The organism is Nonomuraea sp. NPDC001831 (assembly GCF_042892035.1).
GTDB lineage: Bacteria > Actinomycetota > Actinomycetes > Streptosporangiales > Streptosporangiaceae > Nonomuraea.
In genome coordinates, this window is record NZ_JBIATU010000001.1 from 744,536 (window position 1) to 770,517 (window position 25,982).

Below are 25,982 nucleotides of genomic sequence, written 5' to 3' on the forward strand. Positions count from 1 at the left end.
GGCCCCGCCGCGCGGGTCAGCCGGCGGGCGGGGCGGCGGGCGGAGCGGCGCGGAAGCGGAAGGCGAGCACCGCCGCGCAGAGCAGCAGCACCCCGCAGACGCCCTGCTCGGCGACCATCCAGCCCGGCAGCGGCAGGAACAGCAGCACCCCCACGACCGCGACCAGGATCACGACGAGCACGATGCGCAGGCGCAGCAGGGCCCGGTCGCCGCCCCGCTGGGCGCGCCGGGCGAACACGAACGTCAGGACGGACGTCGCCGCCACGATGACGCCGCGCCCCCATGCCTCGGGGGTGACCAGCGACGGCGCGACGGCGGACAGGACGGCGATCGCCGCGACGGTCAGCAGGCTGAGCGCGGCGTAGGCGGCGACCAGGATCTTGGCCGTGTGCAGGCCGGAACCGGGCAGCGCGGCGGGAGGGGTCGGCGTGGTCATGGGACATCCTCCGGATCTGTGCTGCTGGAGACCGCTCGGAAGGCGTGGACGGCGTGGACGGCGTCGGTGAGGATGACGCTGATTGGACTCTCCCCCACGGGGAGACCCCACGCTATGGGGGATTCCACCCAGATCTACCCGGAGGATCCATGACCCCGCGACTGGTCCATTGCCATCCCGTCACCTGTCTCAACGTCACGGGCATGGGAGAGCCCGGCGGCCCCGAACACCTGTCGGCCATCGGCGCCCTGTACGCCGTGGCCGCCGCGATGGGCGGCGCCGCCGGGCCGCTGGAGGGGCGGTGGTGGGTGGAGGACACGTCGCTGCCGCCGCTGGAGACCCCTCGTGACCAGTGGCGGTGGCACCTGCTGCTGCCGTTGCCCGAGATGCCCGAGCCGGGCGCGGCCGAGGCGGCACGTGAACGGGCCCGCCCGTCGGGGGCCGCCGTCGACCGGGTCCAGGTCGTCACCTTCACCGAGGGCGAGTGCGTGGAGCTGCTGCACGAGGGGCCCTACAGCGAGGAGAAGAGGTCGCTGGAGGTGATGGAGGCGTTCATGGCCGAGCACGGGCTGGTGCCCAACGGGCTGCACCACGAGATCTACCTGACCGAGTTCACCGACCCCGACCCGAAGACACTGCTCAGGCAGCCGGTCACCGCCCGCCCGGAGGAGGCGGCTCACCGGTAGAGGGCCGGGGTGTAGGCGGTGTGCGCGGTCTCGATCCTGCGCAGGTCGGCCGAACAGGGCTCAGGGCAGGACCTCAGGGCAGGACCTCAGGGCAGGGCGAGGAGGCTGACGGCGAGGGCTGCGGCGCCCAGGCCGACGAGCTGGCCGCGGTGGATGCGTTCGGCGAGCACGCCGCGGGCCAGCAGCACCGTGCCGGCCGGGTAGAGGGCGGTGACCACGGCCACCACGGCCAGGTCGCCGCTGCGGGCCGCGAGCAGGAACAGCAGGTTGGCCACCGAGTCGAGCACACCCGCGGTGGCCGACAGCGCGTACGCGGGCCGCTCGGGGCCCAGCCGGCGGCGCAGCAGCCCGGCCGCGGCCAGGGTGACGGCCGAGGAGACCGCCCGCCCCACGATCAACGGCGCCACCCCGCTGTCGGACGGCGCCTGGTGCAGGAAGACGAGCTGGAGGGCGATCGCCGACCCGGCGCCGAAGGCCAGCAGCAGCGCCGTCCGTGACGGGCGCGCCGACCCCGCGCCGTGCCCCGCGCTGACCAGGACGACCGCCACCAGCGCGAGCGGCAGCCCCACCAGCCCGGCGGCCGACAGGTGCTCGCCCTGGAGCAGCCCCACGGCGACGGGCAGCGCGGCCGAGACCAGCGCGGTCACCGGCGACAGCACGTTCATCGGGCCGATCGCCAGCGTGCGGTAGAGCAGGGCGAACACGGCCGCCGAGGCGACGCCCGAGGCCGCGCCCCAGCCGAGCGCGGCGGGGCTGAACGACGCGCCGAGCATCGGCCACAGCAGCAGCTCGACCACGAGGCTGGCCGGGGCCGCGACCATCACGGTGCGCAGCACATGGGCCTTGCGGGCGCCCAGGCCGCCGAGGAAGTCGGCGCAGCCGTAGGCGAGCGAGCTGCCCAGGGCCAGCAGCAGAGCGATCACGACACCTCCCGGACAATCAGCGGAACGACCAAAGAGTACATTAGACTGACCGCTGGAGGACAACGGACCGACCGCGCAGTACATTGCACCGGTCCGTCCCGCGAGGAAGGTGAACAGATGGCCGAGCCGGCCCGCGCCCTGCGCACGGTCGCCCACAACGTCAAGGCCGCCCGCACCCGCGCCGGCCTGTCCTTGGAGGAGCTGGGCCGGCGGGCCCAGGTCAGCAAGGGCGCGCTGGTGGCGCTGGAGAAGGCGCAGGGCAACCCCAACCTGGCCACGCTGGTCCGGCTGGCCGACACCCTGGGCATCCCGGTCTCGGACCTGATGCAGGGGCCGCCGGAGGGCCGCCTGCGCGTGGTGGCCGCCGACGCCGTGGCCCCCTTGTGGACCGGGCCGCGCGGCGGCCAGGCCCGGCTCATGCTGACCACCACCGGCCCTGCCCCGGTCGAGGTCTGGCGCTGGCGGCTGGAACCCGGCGAGGAGTACCCCAGCCAGCCCCACCAGGCCGGGGTGGTGGAGACCCTCAGCGTCGTGTCCGGGCGGATGACGCTCGTCCTCGACGGCGCCGAGCACCCCGTCGAGGCCGGCCAGACCGCCACCTTCGACGGCGACGCCCCGCACGGCTACCGGGGCGAGGGCGACGGCGCCTGCGACATGATCATGACGGTCCACCTGCCTCCGGGCCCCCGGACGCCGTGAGCTCCGCCCGCCGTCAGGAGGCCAGACGCTCGATGGCGAAGGCGGACAGGAAGCCCACGGTCGTGATCAGCCCGGTGAGGACGTGCGCCTGCTCGAACGCCTCCGGGATCATGGTGTCGGCCACCATGGCCAGGATGGCGCCGGCCGCGATCGCCGTGATCAGCGCGATCGCCTCGGGGGAGGCCGACCGGAGGGTCAGGTAGCCGGCCAGGGCCGCCACGCCGCTGATCACGGCGATGCCGCCCCAGACGCCGAACACGTACGCGGGGCTGCGCCCGGCCCGTCGCATGCCGGCGGCGCTGGACAGGCCCTCGGGGACGTTGGAGACGAACACCGCCGCCACGACGGCCAGGCCGATCTCGCCGCCGTGCAGCAGGGACAGCCCGAGCACCACCGACTCGGGGATGCCGTCGAGCAGCGCGCCGACGGCGATGGCGGCGCCGCTGCCCTGCGCGTCGGCCTCGCTGGGCTGCTGGTCGCCGGAGCGCTTGCGGTGGCGGGCGCCGTGCCGCGCCAGGATCGCGTTGGCCGCCACGTACGCGCAGGCTCCGGCCAGGAAGCCGACGGCGGTGGGCAGCAGGCCGCCCGACCGTTCGGCCTCGTCCAGCAGCTCGAAGGAGAGCGCCGAGATCAGCACCCCGGCGCCGAAGGCCATGACGGCGGCGATCACCCGCGCCGGGACCCGCACCAGCATCGCCACGGCCGCGCCGAGGACCAGCGCGCCTCCGGCGACCAGCCCCCATGTCCCCGCTTCCAGCCACTCCGGCATGTGCACCGATCCCTCTCGCGTCTCGTCCCCAGGTTCTCTTGCCTGTGTCCTTCCCGTCACGCGTTCCGGAGGCGGGGATTGGGGTGGAACGCCCCGGGTAGGGCAGGCGGCGGTCCGCCCCCGTCGTGAGGAGACTTGGATGGAGCACCGCCACACCTCTTGCACCCCGCGTCCGGCGCGACAGCTCTACGAGATCACCGCCCTGGACGCGTCCGGCGAACGCTGGCACACCATCGGCTGGGGGATCGACCAGGCGGAGGCCGAGTCGGCCGCGCGCGCGTGCGTCACCTGCCCGGCCCCGCCCTACCGGGCCGCCCGGATCCGGCGCGACGGCCGGGTCCTCGCCGAGCACCGCCGCACCGCGTGAAGGCGCCGCCGTCGCCGCGCGTGGCGCTGCCGGTGATGTGCCACCGGTGGGCGCACATCACGTTCGTGCACTGGCGCTACCCCGTCGAGGTGGTCCGCGAGCTGGTGCCGGACGAGCTCGCCGTCGAGACCATGGACGGGTCGGCGTGGGTGGGGGTGACGCCGTTCCTCATGGAGGACGTACGGGTGCCCGGCCTGCCCGCCGTGCCGTGGTTGTCGGCCTTCCCGGAGACCAACTGCCGCACGTACGTGCGGGACGCGCGCGGCCGTTCCGGCGTCTGGTTCCTGTCGCTGGACGCGGGACGGCTGCTGGCCGCGCTCGGCGGCCGCTCCGGCTACGGGCTGCCCTACCACTGGTCCGACATGTCGGTCCGGATCGACCGGCGGCGCCGCCGCTACCGCTGCCGCCGGCGGTGGCCGGGGACGCCGGGCGTGCGGTGCGACGCCGAGGCGGAGGTGGGCGGCGTCCTGCGGGAGGACGAGCAGGACGAGCTCGCGCACTTCCTGACCGCCCGCCACCGCCTGTTCACCAGAGTGGCGGGCCGGCTGGCCGCCGCCGAGGTCGAGCACCCGCCGTGGCCGCTGCAGCACGTCGAGCTGACCGGCCTCGACCAGGACCTGCTGCGGGCGGCCGGCCTGCCCGACCCGGCCGGCCCGCCCCTCCTGCACGCCTCCCCGGGCGTGGACGTACGCGTCGGCATGTGGTCGTGGTGACCTGACGCCAGGCCCGCGTACGGGGCACATGAAGAGGAAGCCGTTCACGGCGGCCGGGCGGAAGGTACTCAGGGATGACTCCGGTCTCCTCCTCCAGTCGGATGGTCTTGTCGGAGGAACTGATCGATGATCAGGTCCCCGACGATTGGAGTCGCGATGCGAAGACCAGTCCTGATCCTCACCCTCTTATCGGCCCTCGCGGCGCCGCTCGCGCCGGTCCCCGCGACAGCGGCCGCCACCACCGCCCCGGCCGTGCGGTGGACGCCGTGCGCGGAGGATCCCGCGGCCGACTGCGGGACGCTGACCGTCCCGGTCGACTGGAACGATCCGCGCGCCGGGACGTTCGAGCTGGCCCTGGCCCGGCGCCGGGCGAGCGACCCGGCCGCCCGCGTCGGGTCGCTGGTGATCAACCCCGGCGGCCCCGGCGGCTCCGGCGTGGACGCCGTGGTGAACAACTGGCTCGGCTTCACCCCCGAGATCACCAGCCGCTTCGACGTGGTCGGCTTCGACCCGCGCGGCGTGGGCCGCAGCCATCCCGTCACCTGCTCGCTGGAGCTGGCCCAGCAGGCGCCCGACCCGCTGTCGATCAAGGACCAGGCCGGCTGGGACGCCCTGCTCGCCTTCAACCAGCGCTACAGCGAGGACTGCCGCCGGCGCACCGGCCCGCTGTTCGACAACGTCCACACCGGGTACGTGATCCGCGACCTCGACGCCCTGCGCGCCGCGCTCGGCGACGACAAGCTGACCTACTACGGCGTCTCGTACGGCACCCTGATCGGCCAGCTCTACGCCGAGCGCTACCCGCGCCGCGTCCGCGCCCTCGCGCTGGACAGCAACATGGACCACAGCCTGGGCACCCAGGCGTTCCTGGACACCGAGGCCTGGACCTCCCAGGACTCCTTCGACGAGTTCGTGGCCTGGTGCGGCCGGACCGACTCGTGCGCGCTGCACGGCAGGGACGTCCGCGCGGTGTGGCACGAGCTGCTGGCCAGGGCGGAGCGGGGCGAGCTGACCTTTCCCGGGCAGCCGGACGTCAAGCTGCGCAGGCTCGACCTCATCGGCCTGGCCTTCGGCGCGTTCTACGGCCCGGCCTGGAGCCAGCTCGCCGAGCTGCTGGCCGCCATGGAGAGCGGCGCAGGCCCGGTCAGCCCGCTCCTCGCGCCGCCCGTCCGGGCCGCCGGGGAGACGGTCAACGACGCGAGCTTCGTCTTCTGCCAGGACTACGCGCTGCCCGTCCGCGGCTACCGCGACTGGGACCGGCTGCTGCGCAGGTCGGCGGCCCTCGCGCCGGACATGCTGGTCAGCGCCGCGGCGCACCCGCTCGCGCTGGCCTGCCAGGGCACGGCCACGCCCAACCGGCAGCACCGGCTCAGGGTGGACGGCTCGCCGGCGCTCCTGCTCGGCAACGCCCTGCACGACCCGGCCACGCCGCACGTGTGGGCGGCCTCCACGGCGCTGCAGGCCGGCCGGCAGGCCCGGCTGCTGACCTACGAGGGCTGGGGGCACGGCATCTACGGGCGCGGCGAGTGCACGACGGCCGCCTTCGACCGCTACCTGGTCTCCCGTGAGCTGCCCGCCAGGGGCGCCCGCTGCCCGGCCGTACCGCCGGGCGAGTTGTCGCTCAGGCGGGTCCCGAGCCCGAGCCCGCTGCCCGGCCGCCCGGGGTGGACGTCCGTCCTGCGGTAGCCGGATGGTGACGCGGCCTCGCGGCCCCCTCGCCGCGAGGCCGCGTCCTACCCCCGGGCGCCCGAGGTCAGGCGCTCGCGGAGGGCGTCGAGGCGGGTCATGGCCGGGGTCGCGGTGATGCCGTGCAGGACGACCGAGAGCACCACGGTGAAGGCCGTCACCGCCCACAGCTCCTCGGGCGGCACGCCGAAGTCGGCGTGACCCAGCGCGTACGCCAGGTAGAACAGCGACCCCACCCCCCGGATGCCGAACAGCGAGATGACCCGGCGCTCGCGGGGGCCGGCCGGGCCCCGGACCTGGGAGAGCCAGCCCGCCAGCGGGCGGATGACCAGGATCAGCAGCGCTCCGACGAGGGCGCCGCGCCAGGTGAGCGGGGCCAGGCCGCCGGCGGCGACGAATCCGCCGAGCAGGAGCAGCAGCCAGGAGGTGAAGAGCCGTTCGAGCTGCTCGACGAAGCCGTGCAGGACGTTGTTGTAGCCGTGGCCGTGCTCGACCCGGCGGATGGCGCAGGCGGCGACGAACACGGCGATGAAGCCGTAGCCGCTGACCAGCTCGGTGACGCCGTAGGCGAGCAGGGTGGCGCCCAGGGCCACGAAGCCGTCGCGGCGCTCGGCCAGGCGCAGCTCCTCGGCGGGGGAGTGGAAGAACAGCCGGCCGAGCAGGCGGCCGATCAGCAGGCCGCAGACGACCCCGGCGACGATCCGGTAGAGCACGTCCGTCATCGCCCACTCGCCCGTCCAGCCCAGGCCGCCGGCGGTGGCCAGGGCGATGGCGGCGTACACGAAGGGGAAGGCCAGGCCGTCGTTCAGGCCCGCCTCCGAGGTGAGGGCGAAGCGGACCTCGTCGTCGGCGTTCTCGGCGTCGGCCGGCTCGCCCACGCTGACGTCGGAGGCGAGCACCGGGTCGGTCGGCGCGAGCACCGCCCCGAGCAGCAGCGCGGCGGCGACGGGCCAGCCCAGCACGCCGGTCGCCGCCGCCGTGACCCCGGCGACGGTCAGCGGCATCGCCCAGCCGAGCAGCCGCCAGGTCGTCGACCAGCTCCGTAACCCGATCCGCCGGTTGAGCGCCAGCCCCGCGCCCATGAGCGAGACCAGCACGCAGATCTCGGTGACGTGCTCGACGGCCGCCCGGTGGGCGACGGGATCGGGCTCGGGCAGCCCGATCGGCAGCAGGTACAGCCCCATGCCGCCGAGCAGGTAGACCAGGGGAGGGGAGAAGGCCCGGCGGGCGAGCAGGCCGGGCAGGACGGCGGCGAGCAGCGCGGCGGCGCCGCCGAGGGCCAGGACGAGATCGGGGGTGGACATCCCGGCCCCACTGCCCTGATCAACTCAGGACAATCTTCCTTTTATGCTCGCAAACCGCTCAGTATCGCCCGGATCGGCGAGCCTCGGCTGCCGTCGGCATATCGCGGCAATATGCACTAATAGCTACTTTTCCGACCCCTCGCCGCGCGCCTACCGTGACAGGACCCCCCAACTTCTGGAGGAGGATCCGTGTCAAGGTCTCTCCGTGTCACGCTCTCCGTCGTCCTCGCCCTCTCCTTCCTGCTGGTCACCTCCCCGGCCCAGGCCGCCGTGCTGGTCCGGGTGCTGCGGTACGACGCCTCCCGGTCGGCGGAGTTCGTCACCGTGATCGACCAGGCCGCCCAGGTCTGGAACGCGAACGTGGTGAACGTCCGGCTCATGCGGGGCACGCCCGCGAGCTTCGTCGTCCTGGCCGACAACAACTGGCCCAGGACGCTGCCCACCAGCCTCGGCCGTGGCACGATCTGGATGGGCCGCCAGGCGGTCGACCAGGGCTACTACCCGCTGCGGATCGCCACCCACGAGATCGGCCACATCCTCGGCCTGCCGGACCGGCGCACCGGGCTCTGCGGCGACCTGATGTCCGGCTCCAGCGCGCCCGTGAGCTGCACGAACGCCACCCCCAGCGGGGCCGAGCGGGCCGAGGTGGACCGCAACTTCGCCGGCAGCGCGCCCGCGGTCGAGTTCGGCCGCGTCCACGAGGACCGCTGACCTCCGACGCGCCGCGCCAGGCCAGGTCACTCCGTGCCGCCCCGCCGGTTCGTCCGGCGGGGTTGGCCGGCGGGCCGTGATCGTATTGTCTGGGAGCAATCGCCCCCCGACGTGAGGATCAGCGCATGCCACGTTCGAGAGCCGTCCTGTCAGCCCTCGCCGCCGCGGCCTCGGTCCTGGCGGCCGGCGGATCGGCCGAGGCGGCGGCGGACGTGCCGTTACCCTCGGCGGTCTTCCGCGCCACGCACAACAGCTACTCGGGCAACCTCGCCGGCGCCCGGAACTCGATCGCCTACCAGCTCGACCACGGCGTGCGCTTCGTCGAGCTGGACGTCCACGACAACGGGTACGCCACCGCCCGCGACTACTCCGTCGGCCACGACGCCCCCGGCGACGAGGTGGACCACGCGGGCAACCCGGCCTCCAACCTCCTCCGCGACTGGCTCGCGGTGATCGCCGGCTGGTCGGCGGCGCATCCCACGGCCGCGCCGATCGTCGTCGCCCTCGACCTCAAGGACGATCTGACCGACAACCCGTCCTACGCCGCGGGCAACCCGGCCGCGCTGAACGACGAGCTCGTCGCCGCCTTCGGGCCGCGGCTGCTGCGGGCCGAGGACTACCCGGCCGGCCCGCCTGCCGTGGACGCGCTGCGCGGCCGCGTGCTCGCCGTGATCTCCGGCGACGGCACGACCCGCACGCTGTACAAGCGCGACCTCGGCGCCAACCCGGCCGTCGCGGCCAACACCCGCGGCCAGGTCGTGGAGGTGCACGACTCGGGCGCCGGAGCGCTGTGGTACTGGACCGGCGCGTACGGCGCCGACGGCCGGGTGACCTGGCTGCGCCACGGCAGGTACGACAGCGGCGTCACCCCCGCCGTCGCCCTCAACGACGACGGCGACCTGGTCGAGGTCCACCAGTCGCAGAACGCCACCACGCTCTGGTACCGCGTGGGACGCCTGGACGCCGCCGGCGAGATCACCTGGTCCGCCAGTCGCCAGTACGACAACGGCGTGCTGCCGACGATCCGCTTCACCGACGCGAACGGGACCCGGCTCCGGGAGATCCACCGAAGCCAGAGCAACAGCCAGAACTGGGAGTGGTCCGGCACGCTCGACGCCGGCGCGGCGAGCGTCACGTGGAGCGGCAACGCCAGGACCTCCGACGCCCGCCACGACAAGACCACCTCCTACGGCGGCGCGCCCCGCGTGCACGTGTGGACCGGCGCCGACGGCCCGACGCCGTCGCGGACCCTGCGGGTGGACACCGACGCCTTCACCGGCGACCGCATCCGCCACCGGCAGGTCGCCTTCGCCGAGTTCCAGCAGGGCGACAGCGCGGAGCTGCGGCAGGACGCGCTGTTCTACGCGGCGCCCGCCGGGCAGTCGTCGTTCATCACCGAGGCGCGGCGGGCGGGCCGGCTCGTCCGCGGCTGGGACTTCGACTCGGCGGGCCAGGCGACCGATCCGCCGGCGAACTACCCGGCCACCAACCATCCGTACGACCCCTGGTACCAGGACCTGCTCACGCGGGCGGGCGCGGTGGAGTGACCGGCGGACGGCGGCGGGTCAGCACGCGGGTGGTGCCGCCGTCGTCCTCGGTGATGTCGCGTACGTGCTCGAAGCCGAGCCTGCGCAGCACGGCCAGCGAGGCGAGGTTGTCCGCCGCGACGGTGGCGTGCACCTCGGTCAGGCCGAGGGCGTCGAAGCCGTGGCCGACGATCGCCTCGGCCAGCTCCCGGCCCAGGCCCGCCCCCCACACCGCGGGGACCAGCGCGTAGATGAGCTCGTGGCCCGACACGGTGTCGGTCGGCTTGATCTCGGCGTGCCCGACCAGCTCGCCGTCCCGGCGGACGGCCCAGACGGCGAACAGGTCCTGGGCGTAGACCTTGCTGAAGATGCGGCCGAACAGCGCGCGGTCCTCGGCCTCGGTGGCGGTGCCGTCCCCCATCCAGCGCGTGACCCGCGGATCCTGGAACATGGCGACGAACGCGTCCTCGTCGGCGGGGACGTACGGCTCCAGCAGCAGCCGCTCGGTGCGCAGAGTGGGGGTCATGAACGGCGAACCTACTCCACCGCCGCCGGCCCGACGACTCGTTTTCCGGCCGGGACGCCGCCGCTCACGCCTCCAGTTCGGCCGCCCGGCGCAGGTCTTTGGGCCGGCCCAGGGCGCGGCGCATCCGGATCAGGTCCTCCCGCGAGACGTAATGGACCTCCAGGCCGCCGGGGCCGGTCGCGGTCACCGCGCGGTCCAGGCACTCGCCGACCCGAAGCCCGCCCCAGGGGAGCGCCGGGGTGCAGCAGTCGCCGCCGGCCCCCGGGGAGGTGAATCGCGTCTTCGGGCGCAGCAGGGAGTCCGGGTGCACGGGCAGCGGGCCGCCCGTCTCGTCGGCGAGCCGGGCGCCGACCGAGGCGAAGGCGGCGGCCAGGGCCGGGGCCTGGGCGGGGCGGCCGTCCCAGAGCAGGTCGAGGTCGCCGGTCAGCTCGGCCGAGCCGTGCATGATGCCGGCGACCTGCCCGATCACCACGGCCCGCACGCGATGCCGGTGCAGGGCTTCGAGCAGGGGGAACGGGTCGAAGCCGAGCGCGCCGTCGGTGGCGACGGTGCCGGCGTCGTCGTCCGCGTCCTCGTGGCCGACACCGGTGGCCCCCCGTTCCAGGGCCAGTTCGCGGGTACGTCGTGCGGCGGCGCGGAGGCGGTCCAGCGGTTCGTCGATCATCCGGACATGCAACACCGGCCGCCGCCGTGGCGCACCCGATTTTCCGCGTGCCGACCTGGTCGCATGACCAGCCCCGCAGGCCGGCGGCCACCGCTTCCGCAGCACGGCGGTGCCGCTGGAGCCGGGCGAGGGCGCGGGTTCACGGCTGCCCGTCCTGGTCGGCGGGGACGCGGCGCATGAACAGCTCCAGCCGGGACCGGCCGTCCGGATGGTCGAGCGTCACCCGGTCGCACACGCGCTGTATCATCCACAACCCCATGCCGCGCTGCGGCGGCCAGGCCGGGACGCGGTTGAGGTGGGCGTCCGTCAGGGCGCCGCGCTCGTCGATCACGTGCACGGTCACGCCGTCCTCGTCGCTGCGGGCGCTCACCGTGCCGGGCGCCCGGGCGTGTTCCAGGACGTTGCCGGCCGCCTCGCTGACTGCCAGCACCAGCCGTTCCACCCGCTGCCTGTCGAGCCCCGACTCCAGGGCGAACTCGCCCACCAGGCGCCGCAGGTGACCCAGGTTCGTACCGATCGGCACGTGCAGCCCGAAGGACTCGCCCATGGTCACCGCCTGATTCATCCCGTTGGCCGGTACCGGCCCCCCGCCGCAAATCCTAAGCACCCTGATACGACATTCGGCCGGAAATTCCGTGAAACCGCTCCGGAAGGCGTGCCGCGCCTGCCCGGGATGCGGACGACCTCGGCCTACCGGCCGGTTCCGTGCGCGGGCGGCTCGCCGGAGGGGAACAGGATCGCGCTGAGCAGGTAGGGGGCGCGGTCGGGGGCCGGGGTGTTGCCCAGCCGTTCGCCCAGCACGGCCAGCAGGTCGGTCAGCATCGCGGCGAGCTCGCCGGGGCTGAGCCACACCGTGCCCTGCCGGTAGGAGACCGAGTCGGCGACCGGATCGGCGCCCTCGTGGCGCAGGTAGGCGTCGAACTCGGCGATCAGGACGGCCATCGCGGCGGCGAACCCCCTGCGGTGGTCGTCGAGCGACATCGACGCGGCGGCTCCCGCGTCGATCGCGGGACGGTCCCGGCGCAGCCGGTAGCGGCGCTCGGTGGCGCCGCGTACGCGCTGCTCGCCCTCGACCTCCAGGAACCCGCCCTCGGTCAGGTGCGCGACCTGGCGATAGACGGTGATCTTGGGAACCTCGGGCATGCGGGCGCACAACTGCGCGATCGTCATCGTGCCCGCGGCGGCCACGGCGTGCACGATGCGCAGCCGTACGGGGTGCAGCAGCTGCTCGACAGGGTCCATGGCCCAACGATTTCATGTGAGATACCGTTATCCAAAATGAAAACGTTCGGTTCGCGGAGCGGAGGAGGCGGCATGCGGGACGTGCCGGGGCGGAGGGTGCCGGTGAACGGCCGGCACGTCTATGTCGAGGAGACCGGTGACGGGCACTTACCGGTGGTCTTCGAGGCGGGCGGGGGCTGCGGGCGCACCTGCTGGGACGCGGTGACGCCGCTGCTGGCGAGCAGGGCGCGGCTGGTGACCTACGACCGCGCCGGGCGCGGGCGCAGCGGCCCCGCTGCCGGGCCGCTCGGCATCGACGACCTGACGGCCGACCTGGTCGCGATGACCGAGGCCGTCGTGCCGGGGGAGTTCGTGCTGGTCGCGCACAGCATGGGCGGGCTGGTCGCGCGGCGTGCCGCCGAGCTGCTGGGTCCCCGGTTGCGGGGGCTGCTGCTGGCCGACGTCCTGCCGGAGACCTCGCCGGTGTACGACACCTGGGACCGGACCGCCGCGCAGGTCGACCGCGTGATGGCGGTGACGCAGGCGCTCTGCCGGTTCCGTCTGCCGGCGCGGCTGTTCAGCGGGAACGTCCGGCGGCTGTTCCCCGCCGACACCTACCGGACCATGCTCGCCGAGGACTTCACCCCCGCCGGCATCGCCCGGACGCGCCAGGAGATCCGGGCCGTGACCGCCGCGATCCCGGAGTTCCGGGCGCGACCGCCTCGGCCGCCGAGCTGCCCGACGATCGTGTTGTCGGTGACCCGCGCCGCGCGAGGGCGGGAGCGCCAGCACGCCGCCAACCGCGAGCACCAGCGCCGCTACGCCGACAGCCTGCCCGACGGACGCCACGAGGACGTCCCCTCGGGCCATCTGGTCCAGGCCGAGCAGCCGCAGCTCGTCGCCGACCGCACGGCCCGGCTCATCGGGTGAAGCATTCGCCGGACGGGGTGAGCCGGGCGGACATGTTGCGTTCCATCATGTTCAGCGCCGCCTGCCCGAGATCGTCATGGATGGCCGCCACGCAGTCGGGCGGCACGGTCAGCTCGTAGTGCCGCACGTAGGCGTCCAGCGCGCTGTACAACACGCACTGCTCCGTCACCTGCCCGGCCAGGACGACCCGCTCCACCCCGCTCTGCGACAGCAGGTACTCCAGCGCCGTGCCGAAGAAGGCGCTGTGCCGCACCTTGGGCAGGAACGCGCACCCCGACGGCGGCAGGACCGGCTGCACCAGGTCGGGCCGCCGGCCCTTCATCGCCCGCTCCTCGATCTCCCGCCGGTCGGCGGCGAAGTCGCCGTAGTTGTCGTTGACGTACACCAGCTCGACGTCGTCCCGCTCGCGGGCCCGCGCCACCAGGTCCGCGAGCGGCTCGACGATCGGCTCCACCTGCCGGGCGAGCCGCTCGGCGTCCTGGTGCTCGTACGGGTTCAGCATGTCGATGACGACCAGCGCAGATCTTGCCATAACCCCAGTTCTGTCCAGCTAGCTGCCGTTTTATCGCGGACGAATCGGGGCATGGCGGGGTGGGTCAGTTCTGGTCGATGAACCGCTGGGCGAGGGTCCGGCCCAGCGTCACGGCCTGGTCGTGGTTCTCGATGGCCGCCACCTTCGTCCCGGAGCCGGTGAACACGATGTACGTGACGCCGGAGTCGGCGCCGCCGTTGCTCGGGTCGGGGTTGATGCCCAGGTCGGCGGCGGTGCGGTAGGAGGCCTCACCGATGATCCCCGACGGGCCCGTGTCGCCCGTGACCGCGTACTCGACCTGGCCGTTGTAGATGACCGCCACCACCGTCCCGCAGCCGATGCCCTTGGTCCGGTAGTCCCAGATCGAGCTGGGGCTCGGCACCACCACGTACGGGAGCTGCGCGGCGTTGAGCGGCGTGTCCGAGGTGGTGTGGCAGAACGTCTCGGCCTGGAAGCAGCAGTCGGTGTTCTCGTTGCACTGAGCGGTCCGCACGCCGTCGCAGTCGATGTCCAGGTCGCCCTTCCAGAACACGCCGCCGGTCTTGCCGCACACCGCGACGGTCCCGGAGGAGACGTCGGAGTCGGTCTTGTACTTGCCGTTGGAGATCTGGGCGCACGTGGTGACCTTGGCGAGCAGCTGGTCGGCGGTGGGCCCGCCGGCGCCGCCGGTCGTGGTGCCGGTGACCGCGGCGCTGTGCCCGGACTCGTTGCCCGCCGCGTCCACCGCCGTGATCGTGTACGTGTGCGTGGACCCGGCGGCCAGCCCCGCCACCGTGGCGCTCGCGGTGGGCGAGGTCGCCACCACGGTCGTGCCCTCGTAGACGCGGTAGCCGGTGACGCCCACGTTGTCGGTGGAGTCCGTCCAGGCCAGGGAGATGCCGGTGGCCGAGACGCCGGTCACCCGCGGGCTCGCCGGCACCGTGGGCGCCTGGCCGTCGGCGCCGCCGGCGCCGCTGACCGACAGCCTGTCCACGTTCGGGCCGCCCTCGGCGCCGGTCCCGGTCGCGCGGACGGTGTTGACGCCCGCGTTCAGCGTCACCGTGGCGCGGACGTCGGCCCAGGTGTCCCAGCTGCCGGTGCCGGGGAAGGCCAGGCCGGTCACCGCGGTGACGCCGTTGACGGCGACGTCCATCGGGCGGCCGGCGGCGGTGCCGTTGGCGTAGCGGAAGGTCAGCGTGTGGCTGCCGGCCTCGGCGACGTTGACCGACCACTCGATCGAGCCGCCGGGGGCGTTGACGTAGTCGACGAACCCGGCGCCGGTGTAGCCGGTGTGGTTGGTGGCCACGCTCGCCCCCGTCAGCGTCGCCGCCTCGGCCTGGTACTCGGTGGCCGGGGCGTCGGCGGTCGTGGCCTCCAGGAAGTCGAGGTTGGGGTTGCCGCCCGCGGACGCGGCGGTGACGCGGATCTTGTTGTCGCCCCGGTTCAGGGCGGCGGTGAGGGTGGAGGTCGCCCAGGTGTCCCAGTTCGCGGTCGCGCCGAACGAACGCCCGGCGGACACGACCGTGCCGTTGACCGAGACGTCGGCGACGCGGGCGGAGCCGGTGCCGTTGGCGTACCTGATGGCCAGGGTGGCGGTGCCGGCCGCCGGGGCGTCGACGGTCCATTCGGTGTACGGGCCGGCCGCGTTGACGCTGTTGACGAAGCCGGTGCCGGAGAACCCGGCGTGGTTCGCCTCGACGGCGCCCTGGACGTTGGTGGCGTTCTCGGCCTCGTAGCGCACGGTCGCCGCGCGCGCGGGCAGCGCCACGAGCGCGGAGACGGCCAGGCACGCGACGGCGACCGGGACGAGGGTGCGTAAGCGGGTTGCGAGCACGGTCACTCCCTCGGGGGGTGGGGGGCTACTGGATGGCGGAGCGGCGGATCGTGTCGGCGCTGCCGTCGCCGTTGTTGTCGGAGTTGGTCGAGCCGAACCAGATGGCGGCGGCGCCCGGCACCTTCTCGACCAGGCGCAGCCTGCCGTACGTGCCGTTGAAGTAGGAGTTGACGGTCGAGACGTTCTCGCCGTTCAGGACGATGCGCCACAGCCGCTGCCCGCGCAGCGCCGCCATGAAGACCGTGTTGCCGACGATCGCGATGCCGCTCGGCGAGGCCTCGGCGACGCCCCAGGTGTACTTGGGGTTGGTCATGCCGGAGGTGGTGCAGGTGCCCTCGCAGGTGGGCCAGCCGTAGTTCTTGCCGGGCTGGATCAGGTTGAGCTCGTCGCGCGCGGAGTTGCCCAGCTCCGACGACCACAGCCGGCCGGCGGAGTCCCAGGCCAGGCCCTGCGGGTTGCGGTGGCCGTAGCTGTAGACGCGGGTGCCGAACGGGTTGCCGGGCGCGGCGGCGCCGGTCCTGGTCAGGCGCAGGATCTTGCCGTTGAGCGAGTTCAGGTTGGGCGCGTTGGCCGACTGCTGGGCGTCGCCGGTGGTGGCGTACAGGTAGCCGTCGGGGCCGAAGCGGATGCGGCCGCCGTTGTGGTAGCGGTTCTTGTCGATGCCCTGGAGGATCGTGGTGTAGCCGCTGAGCGTGCTGCCGTTGAAGTTCATCTTCGCGATGCGGTTGCCCTCGGCGGCGGTGTGCATGAAGAACACCTCCTGGTCGGTCGTGCCGTTCCAGGTGGGGGAGAGGTCAAGGCCCATCAGGCCGCCCTCGCCGTCGGTGGTCTGCACGTTCGGCACGGTCCCGACCTGCGTCTTCGTGCCCGACGGTGTCACCTTGAACACCTTGAACGTGTCCCGCTCGGTGACCAGCGCGAACGAGCCGTCCGGCGTCCAGGACGCGTCCCAGGGCACGTCCCAGCCGCCCGCGACGGAGGTCGGCGTCTGCGGCACGGTCCCGCAACCGCCCGTGGTGAACGAGGCCGACGCCGGGCTCGGCGCGGAGAGCTGGCCGGCGGTGTCGCGGGCGACGACGTCGAGCTGGTAGGTGCGCGCGCACTCCAGCGGCACGCTCGTGCTGGTGGCGGGCGGCGCGCCGGTGACGGTGGCCAGCACGGCGCCGGAGGCGTGGTCGCGGACCAGGTAGGCGCGCACGCCGCCGTCGTCGGTGGAGGCGGCCCAGGTGACGGTCGCCGACGTGGGCTGCACGCCGCTGACCGCGGGCGGGCCGGGCGGCGAGGGCGGGTCGTCCGGCGGCGCGGGCAGCGTGTGACAGGCGGCCTCGGGGCTGCTCAGCGAGACGTTGCCGGAGGCGTCCCGGGCGAACACCGACAGCTGGTAGCCGAAGTCGGGGTTCAGCCCGGTCAGCGTCGCCGGCGGCGCGGGGGCGGTGGCGATGAGCTGGCCCTGCTGGTAGATGTCGTAGGCCACGACGCCGATGTCGTCCGTGGCGGGCGGCCAGTCCAGCTTCAGGCTGTTGTGGGTGATCTCGCCGCACACCGGCTGGCCGGGCGCGGTCGGCTTCTGGGTGTCGGCCGGTCCGCTGACGCGCAGCCGGTCGAGGTTGGGGCCGCCGTCCGCGGTGGTCGCGGTGGCACGTACGGTGTTGGCGCCCGCGTTCAGGGTGGCGTTGAGCGTGACCTCGTTCCAGGTGGTCCACGCGCCGGTGCCGGGGAAGGACCGGGTGCTCGCGGCGCCGTTCACCGAGACGCTCAGCGGCCGGTCGATCGTCGTGCCGTTGGCGTAGCGGAAGGTCAGGCTCTGCGGGCCGGTGGCCGCCGCGCTGACCTGGAACTCGACGTACGAGCCGGTCACGTTGTCGTAGTTGACGAAGCCGGAGCCGGTGTAGCCGGCGTGGTTGGACTCCACGACGCCCCGCGCGATCGTGGCGGTCTCGGCCTGGTAGTCGGTGAAGCCGCTGACCTGGACGTCGGCGTCGAGGTAGTCCCAGTTGGGGTTGCCCCCGGCGGTGGCGGCGGTGGCCCTGATCGTGTTGGGGCCCGCCTTGACCTGGGCGGTCAGCGTGACCGTGGCCCAGGTGTCCCAGTTCGCGGTGGGGGCGAAGGCGCGGGAGGCGGCCACGACCGAGCCGTTGACGGCCAGGTCGGCGGGCCGGTCGCCGGTGGTGCCGTTGGCGTAGCGCAGGGCCAGCGTGGCGGTCCCGGCGCCGGGCGCGTTGACGGTCCACTCCGTGTAGGAGCCGGCGACGTTGTCGCCGTTCACGAAGCCGCTGCCGGAGTAGCCGGTGTGGTTGGACTCGACGGCTCCCTGCGAGAGCGTCGCGTTCTCGGCCTCGTACCGGGTGGGGGCGGCGTCGGCGGGGCCGGCGGGCACGGCCAGCGCGCCCGCGACCAGCGCGAGGACGCATAACCGGGGCTTCCACGAGTTCATCGGGTGGCTCCTGGGGGGTGAGCGGCTTTTCATCGTGTTCCCACAGCGAGTCACGCCCGTCAACAAGTTGTAGATCTTGGAACGCTCCAACTTTAGGAAACTTTACTAACTCGGCCCGGAAGAGACATCGGAGGTGCGGACGGCCCTCACCCCGGCGGCTGGACAGCCGAGCGGTGGCGCGGGGACGATACGTGATCATGAACCTGAACGACCCCGGACAGGCGCGCCTGCGACCGGCCGAGCCCGACGACCACGGCCGCATCGTCGCCGTGCTGGACGACTGGTGGGGCCGGCCGATCAGCGCCGGGCTGCCGCGCCTGTTCCTCGACCACTTCCACCGCACCAGCCTGGTGGCCGAGGACGGCGACGGCCTGGCCGGGTTCCTCGTCGGGATCCTGTCGCCCTCGACGCCCGGCCTCGCCTACGTGCACTTCGTCGGCGTCGCGCCACGCCTGCGCGGCGGCGGCCTGGCCCGCCGCCTCTACCGGCGCTTCTTCGCGCTCGCCGCGGCCGACGGGCGCGACCGGGTCAGGGCGATCACCTCCCCGGCCAACAGCGCGTCCATCGCCTTCCACGCCGCGATGGGCTTCACGGTCACCGGGCCCGTCCCGGACTACGACGGCCCCGGCGTCGATCGCGTCGTCTTCGAGCTGCGGCTCCCGCCCCGATGACGTCCGCGTCCGCTCATCGGAGGTCTGTCCGGGCGTTGAGCCGGTTCAGGGTCGCCGCGAGGGCCGATCCGTAGACGACGTGCCCCAGGGCCATCACCGCGGGGCGGCCGGGCCGGTCGCGGGAGACCGGCGGCAGGATGTCCAGGCTCGGGATCCAGCCCTCGTAACTGGCGATCCAGATCGTCAGCGCGTACCCGACGCCCAGCGCGGACGGGGTGCGGCGCCCGCGGGTGAGCAGGCCGTACAGGGCTCCGGCGGTGACGCCGAACCCCAGGTGGGCCAGCGCCCCCACGACGCCCTCGCCCGGTTTGGACCGGTGCCGGTGGCCGGGCAGCACCGCCCGCGCGATGCGTTTCGGCGGCTGGTCCTCCATCAGGCCCGCCCGGCTGCCGGCGAGCATCACCACGCTCATCGCCGCGGTCGCCACGGCGCCGGACGCGGCGCCCTTCATGAGGTTGCGCATGTGAAGCCCGGTGCCCGGGACGGAACGCCGGAAACGGGCCATGACCCAGATCACGGCCGGCGGCTGACATGCCGGCCGGCCGGCGGGGCAGGAGGAACGGTCTTCCCGACCAGAGAGGACCGGATGGGCGACACGGCGGCGGAATGCGAGCGGGTGGCCAGGCAGGCGCTCGGCCTGACCGACCTGCGGCCCGGCCAGCTCCGGGCCATGACGGCCCTGGCCGAGGGCAGGGACACGCTGGTGGTGATGCCCACCGGGAGCGGCAAGTCGGCGATCTACCAGGTGCCGGCCTTGCTGCTGCGCGGCCCGACCCTGGTGGTCTCGCCGCTCATCGCCCTGCAGCGCGACCAGGTCGAGGCCCTGCGCGACCGCGACGAGGAGGCCGTCAGCCTGGACGCCGGAACGCGGGCCGCCGAGCGGGCGGAGACGTTCCAGGCGCTGCGGGCGGGGGAGACGGAGTTCCTGTTCTGCGCGCCCGAGCAGCTCGCCCGTCCCGACGTCCTGCGCGAGCTGGCCGCCGCGGGCCCCTCGCTCATGGTGGTGGACGAGGCCCACTGCGTCTCGGCCTGGGGGCACGACTTCCGCCCCGACTACCTGCGGCTCGGCGCGGTGGCCGACGCGCTCGGCCGTCCGGTCGTCGCGGCCCTGACGGCGACCGCCGCCCCGCCGGTACGGGCGGAGATCGCCGAGCGGCTGGGCATGCGCAAGCCGGTGGAGATCGTCCAGGGGTTCGACCGGCCGAACATCTCGCTGGAGGTGCGCCGGGCGCTCGACGACCCCGCCGACGACATCGTCACGACCGTCGCGGCGGCGAAGAAGCCCGGCATCGTCTACACGAACTCGCGCCGGCAGACCGGCCGGCTGAGCGGGCTGCTGGCCGAGGCCGGCGTACGGGCCGCCGCCTACCACGCCGGGCTGCGCCGGGCCGAACGGGACGCCGTGCACGACCGGTTCATGACCGGTGACCTGGACGTCGTGGTCGCGACCAACGCCTTCGGCATGGGCATCGACAAACCGGACGTGCGTTTCGTCCTGCACGCCGAGATCCCCGGTTCGCCGGACGCGTACTACCAGGAGATCGGCCGGGCGGGCCGGGACGGCGACCCGGCCGAAGCCGTGCTCTTCTACCGGCCCGAGGACCTGGGGCTGCAGCGCTTCTTCACCGGCGGGACGCCCGACGAGGAGCGGCTGGCGCGGGTCGCCGAGGCGGTCGCCGAGTCCGGCCCCGGCAGCGACCGCAAGGGCCTGGCCGAACGCGCCGGGCTGTCGGCGCGACGCCTGACCGCACTGCTTGACCTGCTGGAGAGAGCCGGCGCGGTACGGCTCGGCACCCGCAAGGTCGATCCCGTGCCCGGCCTCGATCCCCGCGCGGCGGCGAGCCGCGCCAGGGAGCTGGCCGAGCGCCGCCGGGACGTCGACCGCAGCCGGCTGGAGATGATGCGCCGCTACGCCGAGACCACCGACTGCCGCCGGCGTTTCCTGCTCGGCTACTTCGGCGAGGAGCTCGCCGACAACTGCGGCAACTGCGACACCTGCCGCGCCGGGACCGCCGAGCAGGCCCCCCGGGAGGGCGGCCCCTTCCCGCTGCACGCCCGGGTGGAACACCGCGCGTGGGGGCCCGGCCAGGTCATCCAGCGCGGCGAGGACCGCCTGACGGTCCTGTTCGAGGACGCCGGATACCGCGAGCTCCAGCTCGACGTGGTCCTCGAAGAGGGCCTGCTCACCGAGATCTGAGCCGGCGAAGGGCCGCGCGGACCGGCCTAGCGCCGGGCCGGGCCAGGGAAGCGCAGGATCCAGCGGCGTTGCCACGGGGTCTCGACCGCCCGGGGGTGGTGGTGCTCGCGCGTCCAGGCGACGGCGTCGGCCGGGTCGAGGCCGGCCAGGACGGCGAGGCAGGCGACGACCGTGCCGGTGCGGCCCACGCCGCCCCCGCACGCCACCTCGACCGCCTCGCCCGCCCGCGCCCGCCGGTGCAGGTCGCGGATCCCCTCCACGGCCGCGTCACGGTCGCGGGGCAGCAGGAAGTCGGGCCACTCGATCCACGCGTGCGGCCAGCGCAGCGCGTCCTCGTGACGGCGGGTCAGCCGCGCCGAGCCGAGGTAGAGGCCGAAGCCGGGTGCCGGGCCGTCCGGCAGCGGGTGGCGCAGGCCCCGGCCGCGGATCCAGGAGCCGTCCGGGAGCCGGAAGGCGCCCGCGAGCGGCGGCTCGCCCGTCCCGCCGTCCGTCGAAATGGTCACGGAACCTCCTCGTGCTGTCAGGGGCCGGCTCAGCCCGAGGTCCCGCAGAATACCTTGACGGCCATGCCCATGATCTCCGCCGTGGACGGGTTCCTGGTCGAGGGGTTGAGCGACAGGGTCAGCGACTTGCCCGAGTCCGAGCGGAACGCGAACGTCAGGTAGCCGATCAGCTCCCCGCTGTGCCCCCACACCGTGCCGCACGGCAGCGCGTACGCCTGCAGCCCGAGCCCGTAGCGGAACCCGGCGCCGGTCTCGACGGTCGTGCGCATGGCCTTCAGGGAGGCGGCGCTGGTGAGCCTGCCGCCCAGCAGGGCCGACATGAACCGCTCCAGGTCCGCGGCGGTCGAGATCATCTCTCCCGCGGCCCAGTCCAGCGAGGGGTTCATCCGGGTGGCGTCCACGAGGCCGGGCATCGGCTCGTACCCCTTGGCGTGGGGGGACGGCAGGCCCGCCCGGTCGCCGGGGACCAGCGTGTGGCGCAGGCCCAGCGGGCGCAGGATCCGGCGGGCGACCTCCTCGCCGTACGTGTGCCCGGTCAGCTTCTCCACCAGCAGGCCGAGCACCACGTAGTTGGTGTTGGAGTAGTGCCATCTGCCGTCGTCGGGGAGCTTCTTGGCGAAGGCCACCTTGAGCAGCTCGCCCGGCCGGTAGGAGCGGAAGCGGGCCTCGCCGCGCCAGCGGTTGGTGGAGTAGCCGGGCTCGCTCATGTAGTCGTACAGGTGGCTGGTGTGGTCGAGGAGGCCGCGGACCGTGATCCGGTCGCCGCCGGGGACCAGACCGGGCAGGTGGCCGGCGATCGGGTCGTCCAGCTTCAGCTTTCCCTCGTCCACGAGCTGGAGCACCACGGTGGCGACGAAGGTCTTGGTCACGCTGCCGATCCGGAAGTAGCCGCCCGGCGAGGGGCGTCCGCCGCGCTCGACGTCGCGGACGCCCGCCGAGCCCGTCCAGGTGCCGCGCTCGTCGGTGACCCGGGCGAGGGCCGCCGTCGCGCCCTGTCCCGCCACGATCGCGGCCAGCTCCTGCCCTACTCCGGCGCCCTGGCCGCCCGCCGCCATCGTGGCCGCCACCAGCACGTTCATCATCGTCTGCATCATGCGGTCAACGTTAGGAAGATCGGCCGGACGGCGGAATGCGGTGCTCCGCCCAGTCCTGCTGCGGAAAACCGCAGCGCGTGGGGAGTGGGGTTGTCCCTACCGTGGGTTGGCGTGCTGGCGTACTGATGGAGGCGAATTCTTCGCAGATAGCGTGATTTCATCGTAATCACGCACTGAAATGGATATATCCGGTGTTTAGTCATCAATCGCTTGGTCGTCTCCTGGGCCGTTCCGCCGTCGTCGCCGTGGCGGGGGCCGCCTGTCTCGCCGTCACCGCCGGCGGCGCCGGAGCGATCGTCAACGGCGGGAAGGCCACGGAGGCGTACCCGTTCATGGCCTCGATCCCGATCTCGGCCCCGGCCATGGGGCTCACGGACGGCGTGTGCGGAGCGGCCCTGATCGCGCCGCAGTGGGTGGTGACCGCCGCCCACTGCCTGGACATGGAGATCGGGTCGATCCCGCAGGGCACGGTCCGCGTCGGCAGCGACCAGCGCACGTCGGGCGGGGAGGTGCGCAAGATCGCCCAGGCCGTGCCGCACCCCCGCTACTCCCAGAACACCCCCAACAGGAACGACATCGCCCTGGTCCGCCTGGACCGTCCCGTCACCCAGGCGCCCGTCCCGATCGCCGCGCGGCCGGGACGGCCCGGCACCCCGACCCGGATCATCGGCTTCGGCGTCACCGAGTCCAAGCCCGACCCGGCCGACTGGAAGATGTCCCCGCGGCTCAACCAGCTCGACACGCGCCGGGGCGCCCCGTCCGAGTGCGGGCCCGGATACGCGAGCGCAACCCGCCTGTGCACGGTCAGCAGGGTGCCCAAGGCGATGGCGTGCAACGGCGACTCCGGCTCCCCGCAGCTGCAGCGGGGCAGGAACGGCCGGTGGGAGCTCATCGGGGTCACCTCGGGGCCCGGCGCCAAGAGCCCGTCCTGCGCGGAAGGCCCCGGTCTGTACACCAGCGTGCCGGCGTACGCGGACTGGCTGGACCGGACGATCCGCGCCTACAGCTGACCGGCGGGGCCGCACCGGCGGTTGAAGGCCGCCCGGCCGGGCCGCCGCCGCCGTCGCGCGGCGGGAGCGGGACGATGGACTCTCCCCCCGTGGGAGGCGGCAGGCTGCCTGACGGGGCCGTACCGGCCGGCGGCCCCGCGTCCGATGATCGAACCGGCCAGAGGAGAGCGGCGCATGACCATCGTGGAAGGCATCGAGGCTCGCGGCATGGAGCACTGCGAGACGACGGCGCTGGGGGTGCTGCTGCGCCACCAGGGGCTCGACCTGTCCGAGCCCATGCTGTTCGGGCTCGGCTCGGGCCTGTCCTTCGTCTACTGGGACGCCAAGGGCATGGACGTCCCGTTCCTGGGCGGCCGGGTCAAGCCGTTCGAGCTCACCAGGAACCTGGCCGAAAGGCTCGGGCTGACCCTGGCCGTGGCCGAGACCGGCTCGGCCCGCAGGGCCTGGGAGAACGTGGCCGCCCGCCTCGACGGCGGCCTGCCGGTCGGCCTCCAGCTCGACAGCTACCACCTGGACTACTTCGGCTCGAAGGTGCACTTCGGCGGCCACGTCGTCGCGATGTACGGCTACGACGAGCGGCAGGCGTACCTGGTGGACACCGCGCAACAGGGCGGCGCGGTGCGGACGAGCCGGGACAGCCTGGCGGCGGCGCGGGCCGAACGCGGCCCGATGACCGCCAGGAACCGTTCGTTCACCCTCACGCTGCCGGCCGGTCCGCCCGCCTGGCGGGAGCGGGCCGTCCCGGCGATCAGGGCGTGCGCCGAGGCGTTCCTCGCCGCGCCCATCGCCAACCTGGGCCACCGCGGCATCGACAAAGCCGCCCGCCTGGTGCCCACGTGGCTGGACCGCGTGGCGGAGCCCGCGCATGACCTGTCGCTGGCCGCCCTCCTCATGGAGAAGGGCGGCACCGGCGGCGGCCTGTTCCGGGCCCTCTACCGGGACTTCCTCGGCGAGTGCGCCGCATTCGTCGACGACGACCGCCTGCGCGCCGGCCACCGCCTGTACGCCGAGGCCGCCGCCCTGTGGACGGACGTGGCCGCCCTGATCGCCAAGGCCGGCGAGGGGCGCGAGGCGGCGTACCTGGAGCAGGCCGGAACCGTCCTGCACGACCTCGCCCGCATCGAACGGGAGGCCATGCAGGCGCTGCGCCAACTGTGACCGCGGGCCCCGCAACGGCCTGCGCCAGCCATGAGCGGGCCCCCGGAGCGCTCTGCGCGCGCTGTGAGCGCTGTGAGCGCGGGCCGGGCATGCCGGGCGGGCCGGGCCGCTAGACGGCCGCCCGGTCGATGGCGGTCAGGTCGGCCGCGCGCAGCGACGGGAGGTCGCCGAGCACGGCGTCGGCCGCGCGCCGGCCGGACACCAGCGCCCCCTGCAGGGAGCCGGTGTCGCGGTGGTCGCCGCACACGTACAGGCCGGCGCGCAGCCGCACCGGCCTGCGCAGCGGGTACGGCGGCCGCATCGCCGGCAGCGCCGCCGGCACCTGGTACGTCGCCACGTGCTCCCAGCCGGAGGTGTCGCCGTAGATCTCGGTCAGGCGGCGGCGCACCGGGCGTTCGTCGTCGGCCAGGCCCAGGACCGACGTGGACACCAGGGCCCGCCCGTCGGCGGAGTACCCGGGGGCCGCGTCGGTGAGCACCAGGGTGTCCGTGACGGCCCCGGTGGCGTCCACGATCTGGATCGGCTCGCGCATCGGGGATCGGGGCGCGGCGTGGTAGAAGGTGGTCACCGCGCGCATCTCCGGCGTCTCGATCTCGCTCAGCAGGCGGCCCGCGGCCCGCGGGTCGGCGGCCACCACCACGGCCCGGCCCCCGACCGTGGCGCCGTCGGCGAGCCGCACGCCGCCGGGGCTCACCTCGGTGACTTGGGCGCCGAGCGTGACGGTGCCCGGCGGCAGCCGGTCGGCGAGCCGGCGCGGGATCTCGCCCATGCCGAGGGCGGGCACCCCGATGGTGCCGCGCGCGAACGACCGCCAGAACAGGTGGAAGATCCGGCTGGAGGTCTCCAGGTCGCGTTCCAGGAGCACCCCGGCCAGGAAGGGACGCATCAGGCAGTCGATCATCCTCTCCGACATGCCCCAGGCGCGCAGCTCGTCGTCGGTGCGCCGGTCGGGCCCGCCGCGCAACCGGGACGCCGGCAGCACCAGGTCGCGTGCCGTGAGGGCGGCGAGCACGGCGTCGTCGCGCGGCGTGCCGAGGCCGGTCAGCAGCCCGCTCAGCGCGTGCCGGGGATGCCGCCACGGCAGCATCACCCTGGCCCTGGCCCGCCTCCCCTGGACGATCATGCCCGAGGCGAACGGGCGCAGGTCGAGCGCGTCCAGGTCGAGCATCCGGCGGGCCTCGGGGTAGGCGGTGTTGAACACCTGGTAGCCGCGGTCCAGCCGGAACCCGTCCACGACGTCGGTGCGCACCCGGCCGCCCACCCCGTCGGACGCCTCCAGCACGCGTACCGGCACGCCGGCCTCGTGCAGCCGCACCGCGCAGGCCAGCCCCGCCATCCCGGCCCCCACGACGATGACGGCCCCCGCCGTTCTCCGCTCGTTGTCCATGCCAGGGCCCTACCCGCGTCCC

The 25,982-nt window shown here is 73.9% G+C and carries 27 protein-coding genes; 12 read left to right on the forward strand and 15 right to left on the reverse strand.

The features are described from left to right. Positions 1-16 precede the first annotated feature (16 nt). A complete protein-coding gene (locus ACFYYW_RS03210) occupies positions 17-436 on the reverse strand; it encodes a hypothetical protein (protein ID WP_387644465.1) in 420 nt (139 codons plus the stop codon). 149 nt (positions 437-585) lie between these two features. Between ACFYYW_RS03210 and ACFYYW_RS03215 the strand changes: the two genes are divergently transcribed. After that, entirely contained in the window at positions 586-1,122 is a 537-nt protein-coding gene (locus ACFYYW_RS03215; RefSeq protein ID WP_387644468.1) for a hypothetical protein, read from the forward strand. Positions 1,123-1,208: 86 nt separating this feature from the next. Here the strand turns inward: ACFYYW_RS03215 and ACFYYW_RS03220 are convergent, their stop codons facing one another. Further along, positions 1,209-2,045 carry an EamA family transporter gene (locus tag ACFYYW_RS03220; RefSeq protein ID WP_387644469.1) on the reverse strand — a complete coding sequence of 279 codons (837 nt, stop codon included), beginning with the start codon at positions 2,043-2,045 and terminating at the stop codon, positions 1,209-1,211. Between the two features lie 117 nt (positions 2,046-2,162). Between ACFYYW_RS03220 and ACFYYW_RS03225 the strand changes: the two genes are divergently transcribed. Further along, on the forward strand, positions 2,163-2,744 hold the full coding sequence (locus ACFYYW_RS03225; RefSeq protein WP_387644471.1) for a helix-turn-helix domain-containing protein: 582 nt from the start codon (positions 2,163-2,165) through the stop codon (positions 2,742-2,744). Positions 2,745-2,757: 13 nt separating this feature from the next. Here ACFYYW_RS03225 and ACFYYW_RS03230 read toward each other — a convergent pair whose 3' ends face one another. Continuing rightward, positions 2,758-3,513: a ZIP family zinc transporter gene (locus tag ACFYYW_RS03230; protein ID WP_364417574.1), complete on the reverse strand. Its 756-nt coding sequence runs from the start codon at positions 3,511-3,513 to the stop codon at positions 2,758-2,760. 139 nt (positions 3,514-3,652) lie between these two features. Here ACFYYW_RS03230 and ACFYYW_RS03235 point away from each other — a divergent pair, with 139 nt between their 5' ends. From ACFYYW_RS03235 to ACFYYW_RS03245, 3 genes are all read left to right on the forward strand, one after another. Then, positions 3,653-3,880, forward strand: coding sequence for a hypothetical protein (locus ACFYYW_RS03235; RefSeq protein WP_352327104.1), 228 nt, complete (start codon positions 3,653-3,655; stop codon positions 3,878-3,880). Further along, entirely contained in the window at positions 3,877-4,593 is a 717-nt protein-coding gene (locus tag ACFYYW_RS03240) for a YqjF family protein (protein WP_387644475.1), read from the forward strand. The genes ACFYYW_RS03235 and ACFYYW_RS03240 overlap by 4 nt, the downstream gene beginning before the upstream one ends. A gap of 156 nt (positions 4,594-4,749) precedes the next feature. After that, positions 4,750-6,279 (forward strand): alpha/beta fold hydrolase, encoded by a 1,530-nt coding sequence (locus tag ACFYYW_RS03245; protein WP_387644477.1) that lies wholly within the window; start codon positions 4,750-4,752, stop codon positions 6,277-6,279. A gap of 47 nt (positions 6,280-6,326) precedes the next feature. On the opposite strand, the gene ACFYYW_RS03250 is transcribed toward ACFYYW_RS03245, so the two are convergent. Next, a complete protein-coding gene (locus ACFYYW_RS03250; protein ID WP_387644480.1) occupies positions 6,327-7,583 on the reverse strand; it encodes a cation:proton antiporter in 1,257 nt (418 codons plus the stop codon). Positions 7,584-7,772: 189 nt separating this feature from the next. Between ACFYYW_RS03250 and ACFYYW_RS03255 the strand changes: the two genes are divergently transcribed. Beyond that, on the forward strand, positions 7,773-8,294 hold the full coding sequence (locus tag ACFYYW_RS03255) for a snapalysin family zinc-dependent metalloprotease (RefSeq protein WP_352328386.1): 522 nt from the start codon (positions 7,773-7,775) through the stop codon (positions 8,292-8,294). A 125-nt stretch (positions 8,295-8,419) separates the two neighbouring features. Then, entirely contained in the window at positions 8,420-9,841 is a 1,422-nt protein-coding gene (locus ACFYYW_RS03260) for a hypothetical protein (RefSeq protein WP_387644482.1), read from the forward strand. Here ACFYYW_RS03260 and ACFYYW_RS03265 read toward each other — a convergent pair. The 4 genes from ACFYYW_RS03265 to ACFYYW_RS03280 all read right to left on the reverse strand — a co-directional run bounded on the left by ACFYYW_RS03265 (position 9,816) and on the right by ACFYYW_RS03280 (position 12,252). Next, positions 9,816-10,346 carry a GNAT family N-acetyltransferase gene (locus ACFYYW_RS03265; protein ID WP_387644483.1) on the reverse strand — a complete coding sequence of 177 codons (531 nt, stop codon included), beginning with the start codon at positions 10,344-10,346 and terminating at the stop codon, positions 9,816-9,818. The two genes, ACFYYW_RS03260 and ACFYYW_RS03265, sit on opposite strands and share 26 nt — an antisense overlap. Positions 10,347-10,410: 64 nt before the next feature. Next, positions 10,411-11,010: a hypothetical protein gene (locus ACFYYW_RS03270; protein ID WP_352328383.1), complete on the reverse strand. Its 600-nt coding sequence runs from the start codon at positions 11,008-11,010 to the stop codon at positions 10,411-10,413. A 139-nt stretch (positions 11,011-11,149) separates the two neighbouring features. Continuing rightward, on the reverse strand, positions 11,150-11,575 hold the full coding sequence (locus ACFYYW_RS03275) for an ATP-binding protein (protein ID WP_387644486.1): 426 nt from the start codon (positions 11,573-11,575) through the stop codon (positions 11,150-11,152). A gap of 125 nt (positions 11,576-11,700) precedes the next feature. Next, positions 11,701-12,252 (reverse strand): helix-turn-helix domain-containing protein, encoded by a 552-nt coding sequence (locus tag ACFYYW_RS03280; RefSeq protein ID WP_387644489.1) that lies wholly within the window; start codon positions 12,250-12,252, stop codon positions 11,701-11,703. Positions 12,253-12,324: 72 nt separating this feature from the next. Here ACFYYW_RS03280 and ACFYYW_RS03285 point away from each other — a divergent pair, with 72 nt between their 5' ends. Next, entirely contained in the window at positions 12,325-13,161 is an 837-nt protein-coding gene (locus ACFYYW_RS03285; protein ID WP_387644492.1) for an alpha/beta fold hydrolase, read from the forward strand. Here the strand turns inward: ACFYYW_RS03285 and ACFYYW_RS03290 are convergent. From ACFYYW_RS03290 to ACFYYW_RS03300, 3 genes are all read right to left on the reverse strand, one after another. Beyond that, on the reverse strand, positions 13,151-13,693 hold the full coding sequence (locus ACFYYW_RS03290) for a cysteine hydrolase family protein (RefSeq protein ID WP_387644494.1): 543 nt from the start codon (positions 13,691-13,693) through the stop codon (positions 13,151-13,153). The two genes, ACFYYW_RS03285 and ACFYYW_RS03290, sit on opposite strands and share 11 nt — an antisense overlap. A gap of 64 nt (positions 13,694-13,757) precedes the next feature. Then, positions 13,758-15,506 carry a CBM35 domain-containing protein gene (locus ACFYYW_RS03295; protein WP_387644497.1) on the reverse strand — a complete coding sequence of 583 codons (1,749 nt, stop codon included), beginning with the start codon at positions 15,504-15,506 and terminating at the stop codon, positions 13,758-13,760. 25 nt (positions 15,507-15,531) lie between these two features. Then, the gene (locus tag ACFYYW_RS03300) at positions 15,532-17,940 is read right to left on the reverse strand and encodes a PQQ-dependent sugar dehydrogenase (RefSeq protein WP_387644499.1); all 2,409 of its coding nucleotides are present in this window, start codon (positions 17,938-17,940) and stop codon (positions 15,532-15,534) included. Positions 17,941-18,137: 197 nt separating this feature from the next. Between ACFYYW_RS03300 and ACFYYW_RS03305 the strand changes: the two genes are divergently transcribed. Beyond that, entirely contained in the window at positions 18,138-18,611 is a 474-nt protein-coding gene (locus tag ACFYYW_RS03305; RefSeq protein ID WP_387644502.1) for a GNAT family N-acetyltransferase, read from the forward strand. A 13-nt stretch (positions 18,612-18,624) separates the two neighbouring features. Here the strand turns inward: ACFYYW_RS03305 and ACFYYW_RS03310 are convergent, their stop codons facing one another. After that, a complete protein-coding gene (locus tag ACFYYW_RS03310) occupies positions 18,625-19,074 on the reverse strand; it encodes a DUF6789 family protein (protein ID WP_387644505.1) in 450 nt (149 codons plus the stop codon). Positions 19,075-19,197: 123 nt separating this feature from the next. Here ACFYYW_RS03310 and ACFYYW_RS03315 point away from each other — a divergent pair, with 123 nt between their 5' ends. Further along, the gene (locus ACFYYW_RS03315) at positions 19,198-20,808 is read left to right on the forward strand and encodes a RecQ family ATP-dependent DNA helicase (protein ID WP_352325844.1); all 1,611 of its coding nucleotides are present in this window, start codon (positions 19,198-19,200) and stop codon (positions 20,806-20,808) included. Positions 20,809-20,834: 26 nt separating this feature from the next. Here ACFYYW_RS03315 and ACFYYW_RS03320 read toward each other — a convergent pair whose 3' ends face one another. Both ACFYYW_RS03320 and ACFYYW_RS03325 read right to left on the reverse strand, forming a co-directional pair. Next, on the reverse strand, positions 20,835-21,311 hold the full coding sequence (locus ACFYYW_RS03320; protein WP_387644508.1) for a protein-tyrosine phosphatase family protein: 477 nt from the start codon (positions 21,309-21,311) through the stop codon (positions 20,835-20,837). A gap of 29 nt (positions 21,312-21,340) precedes the next feature. After that, the gene (locus tag ACFYYW_RS03325) at positions 21,341-22,405 is read right to left on the reverse strand and encodes a serine hydrolase domain-containing protein (protein ID WP_364417595.1); all 1,065 of its coding nucleotides are present in this window, start codon (positions 22,403-22,405) and stop codon (positions 21,341-21,343) included. A 245-nt stretch (positions 22,406-22,650) separates the two neighbouring features. Here ACFYYW_RS03325 and ACFYYW_RS03330 point away from each other — a divergent pair, with 245 nt between their 5' ends. After that, a complete protein-coding gene (locus tag ACFYYW_RS03330; RefSeq protein WP_387644511.1) occupies positions 22,651-23,415 on the forward strand; it encodes a S1 family peptidase in 765 nt (254 codons plus the stop codon). A 174-nt stretch (positions 23,416-23,589) separates the two neighbouring features. Beyond that, positions 23,590-24,573, forward strand: a complete 984-nt coding sequence (locus ACFYYW_RS03335; protein ID WP_387644513.1) for a BtrH N-terminal domain-containing protein — start codon at positions 23,590-23,592, stop codon at positions 24,571-24,573. Between the two features lie 109 nt (positions 24,574-24,682). Here the strand turns inward: ACFYYW_RS03335 and ACFYYW_RS03340 are convergent, their stop codons facing one another. Then, the gene (locus tag ACFYYW_RS03340; RefSeq protein ID WP_387644516.1) at positions 24,683-25,960 is read right to left on the reverse strand and encodes an NAD(P)/FAD-dependent oxidoreductase; all 1,278 of its coding nucleotides are present in this window, start codon (positions 25,958-25,960) and stop codon (positions 24,683-24,685) included. Positions 25,961-25,982: the final 22 nt, after the last annotated feature.

What these genes read in the sequence shown, in the direction of transcription:
- ACFYYW_RS03210 (WP_387644465.1), bottom strand. Translation starts at nt 436, where the DNA reads ATGACCACGCCGACCCCTCCCGCCGCGCTGCCCGGTTCCGGCCTGCAC.
- ACFYYW_RS03215 (WP_387644468.1), top strand. Translation starts at nt 586, where the DNA reads ATGACCCCGCGACTGGTCCATTGCCATCCCGTCACCTGTCTCAACGTC.
- ACFYYW_RS03225 (WP_387644471.1), top strand. Translation starts at nt 2,163, where the DNA reads ATGGCCGAGCCGGCCCGCGCCCTGCGCACGGTCGCCCACAACGTCAAG.
- ACFYYW_RS03230 (WP_364417574.1), bottom strand. Translation starts at nt 3,513, where the DNA reads ATGCCGGAGTGGCTGGAAGCGGGGACATGGGGGCTGGTCGCCGGAGGC.
- ACFYYW_RS03235 (WP_352327104.1), top strand. Translation starts at nt 3,653, where the DNA reads ATGGAGCACCGCCACACCTCTTGCACCCCGCGTCCGGCGCGACAGCTC.
- ACFYYW_RS03245 (WP_387644477.1), top strand. Translation starts at nt 4,750, where the DNA reads ATGCGAAGACCAGTCCTGATCCTCACCCTCTTATCGGCCCTCGCGGCG.
- ACFYYW_RS03250 (WP_387644480.1), bottom strand. Translation starts at nt 7,583, where the DNA reads ATGTCCACCCCCGATCTCGTCCTGGCCCTCGGCGGCGCCGCCGCGCTG.
- ACFYYW_RS03260 (WP_387644482.1), top strand. Translation starts at nt 8,420, where the DNA reads ATGCCACGTTCGAGAGCCGTCCTGTCAGCCCTCGCCGCCGCGGCCTCG.
- ACFYYW_RS03265 (WP_387644483.1), bottom strand. Translation starts at nt 10,346, where the DNA reads ATGACCCCCACTCTGCGCACCGAGCGGCTGCTGCTGGAGCCGTACGTC.
- ACFYYW_RS03270 (WP_352328383.1), bottom strand. Translation starts at nt 11,010, where the DNA reads ATGATCGACGAACCGCTGGACCGCCTCCGCGCCGCCGCACGACGTACC.
- ACFYYW_RS03275 (WP_387644486.1), bottom strand. Translation starts at nt 11,575, where the DNA reads ATGAATCAGGCGGTGACCATGGGCGAGTCCTTCGGGCTGCACGTGCCG.
- ACFYYW_RS03280 (WP_387644489.1), bottom strand. Translation starts at nt 12,252, where the DNA reads ATGGACCCTGTCGAGCAGCTGCTGCACCCCGTACGGCTGCGCATCGTG.
- ACFYYW_RS03285 (WP_387644492.1), top strand. Translation starts at nt 12,325, where the DNA reads ATGCGGGACGTGCCGGGGCGGAGGGTGCCGGTGAACGGCCGGCACGTC.
- ACFYYW_RS03290 (WP_387644494.1), bottom strand. Translation starts at nt 13,693, where the DNA reads ATGGCAAGATCTGCGCTGGTCGTCATCGACATGCTGAACCCGTACGAG.
- ACFYYW_RS03300 (WP_387644499.1), bottom strand. Translation starts at nt 17,940, where the DNA reads ATGAACTCGTGGAAGCCCCGGTTATGCGTCCTCGCGCTGGTCGCGGGC.
- ACFYYW_RS03305 (WP_387644502.1), top strand. Translation starts at nt 18,138, where the DNA reads ATGAACCTGAACGACCCCGGACAGGCGCGCCTGCGACCGGCCGAGCCC.
- ACFYYW_RS03310 (WP_387644505.1), bottom strand. Translation starts at nt 19,074, where the DNA reads ATGCGCAACCTCATGAAGGGCGCCGCGTCCGGCGCCGTGGCGACCGCG.
- ACFYYW_RS03315 (WP_352325844.1), top strand. Translation starts at nt 19,198, where the DNA reads ATGGGCGACACGGCGGCGGAATGCGAGCGGGTGGCCAGGCAGGCGCTC.
- ACFYYW_RS03325 (WP_364417595.1), bottom strand. Translation starts at nt 22,405, where the DNA reads ATGATGCAGACGATGATGAACGTGCTGGTGGCGGCCACGATGGCGGCG.
- ACFYYW_RS03335 (WP_387644513.1), top strand. Translation starts at nt 23,590, where the DNA reads ATGACCATCGTGGAAGGCATCGAGGCTCGCGGCATGGAGCACTGCGAG.
- ACFYYW_RS03340 (WP_387644516.1), bottom strand. Translation starts at nt 25,960, where the DNA reads ATGGACAACGAGCGGAGAACGGCGGGGGCCGTCATCGTCGTGGGGGCC.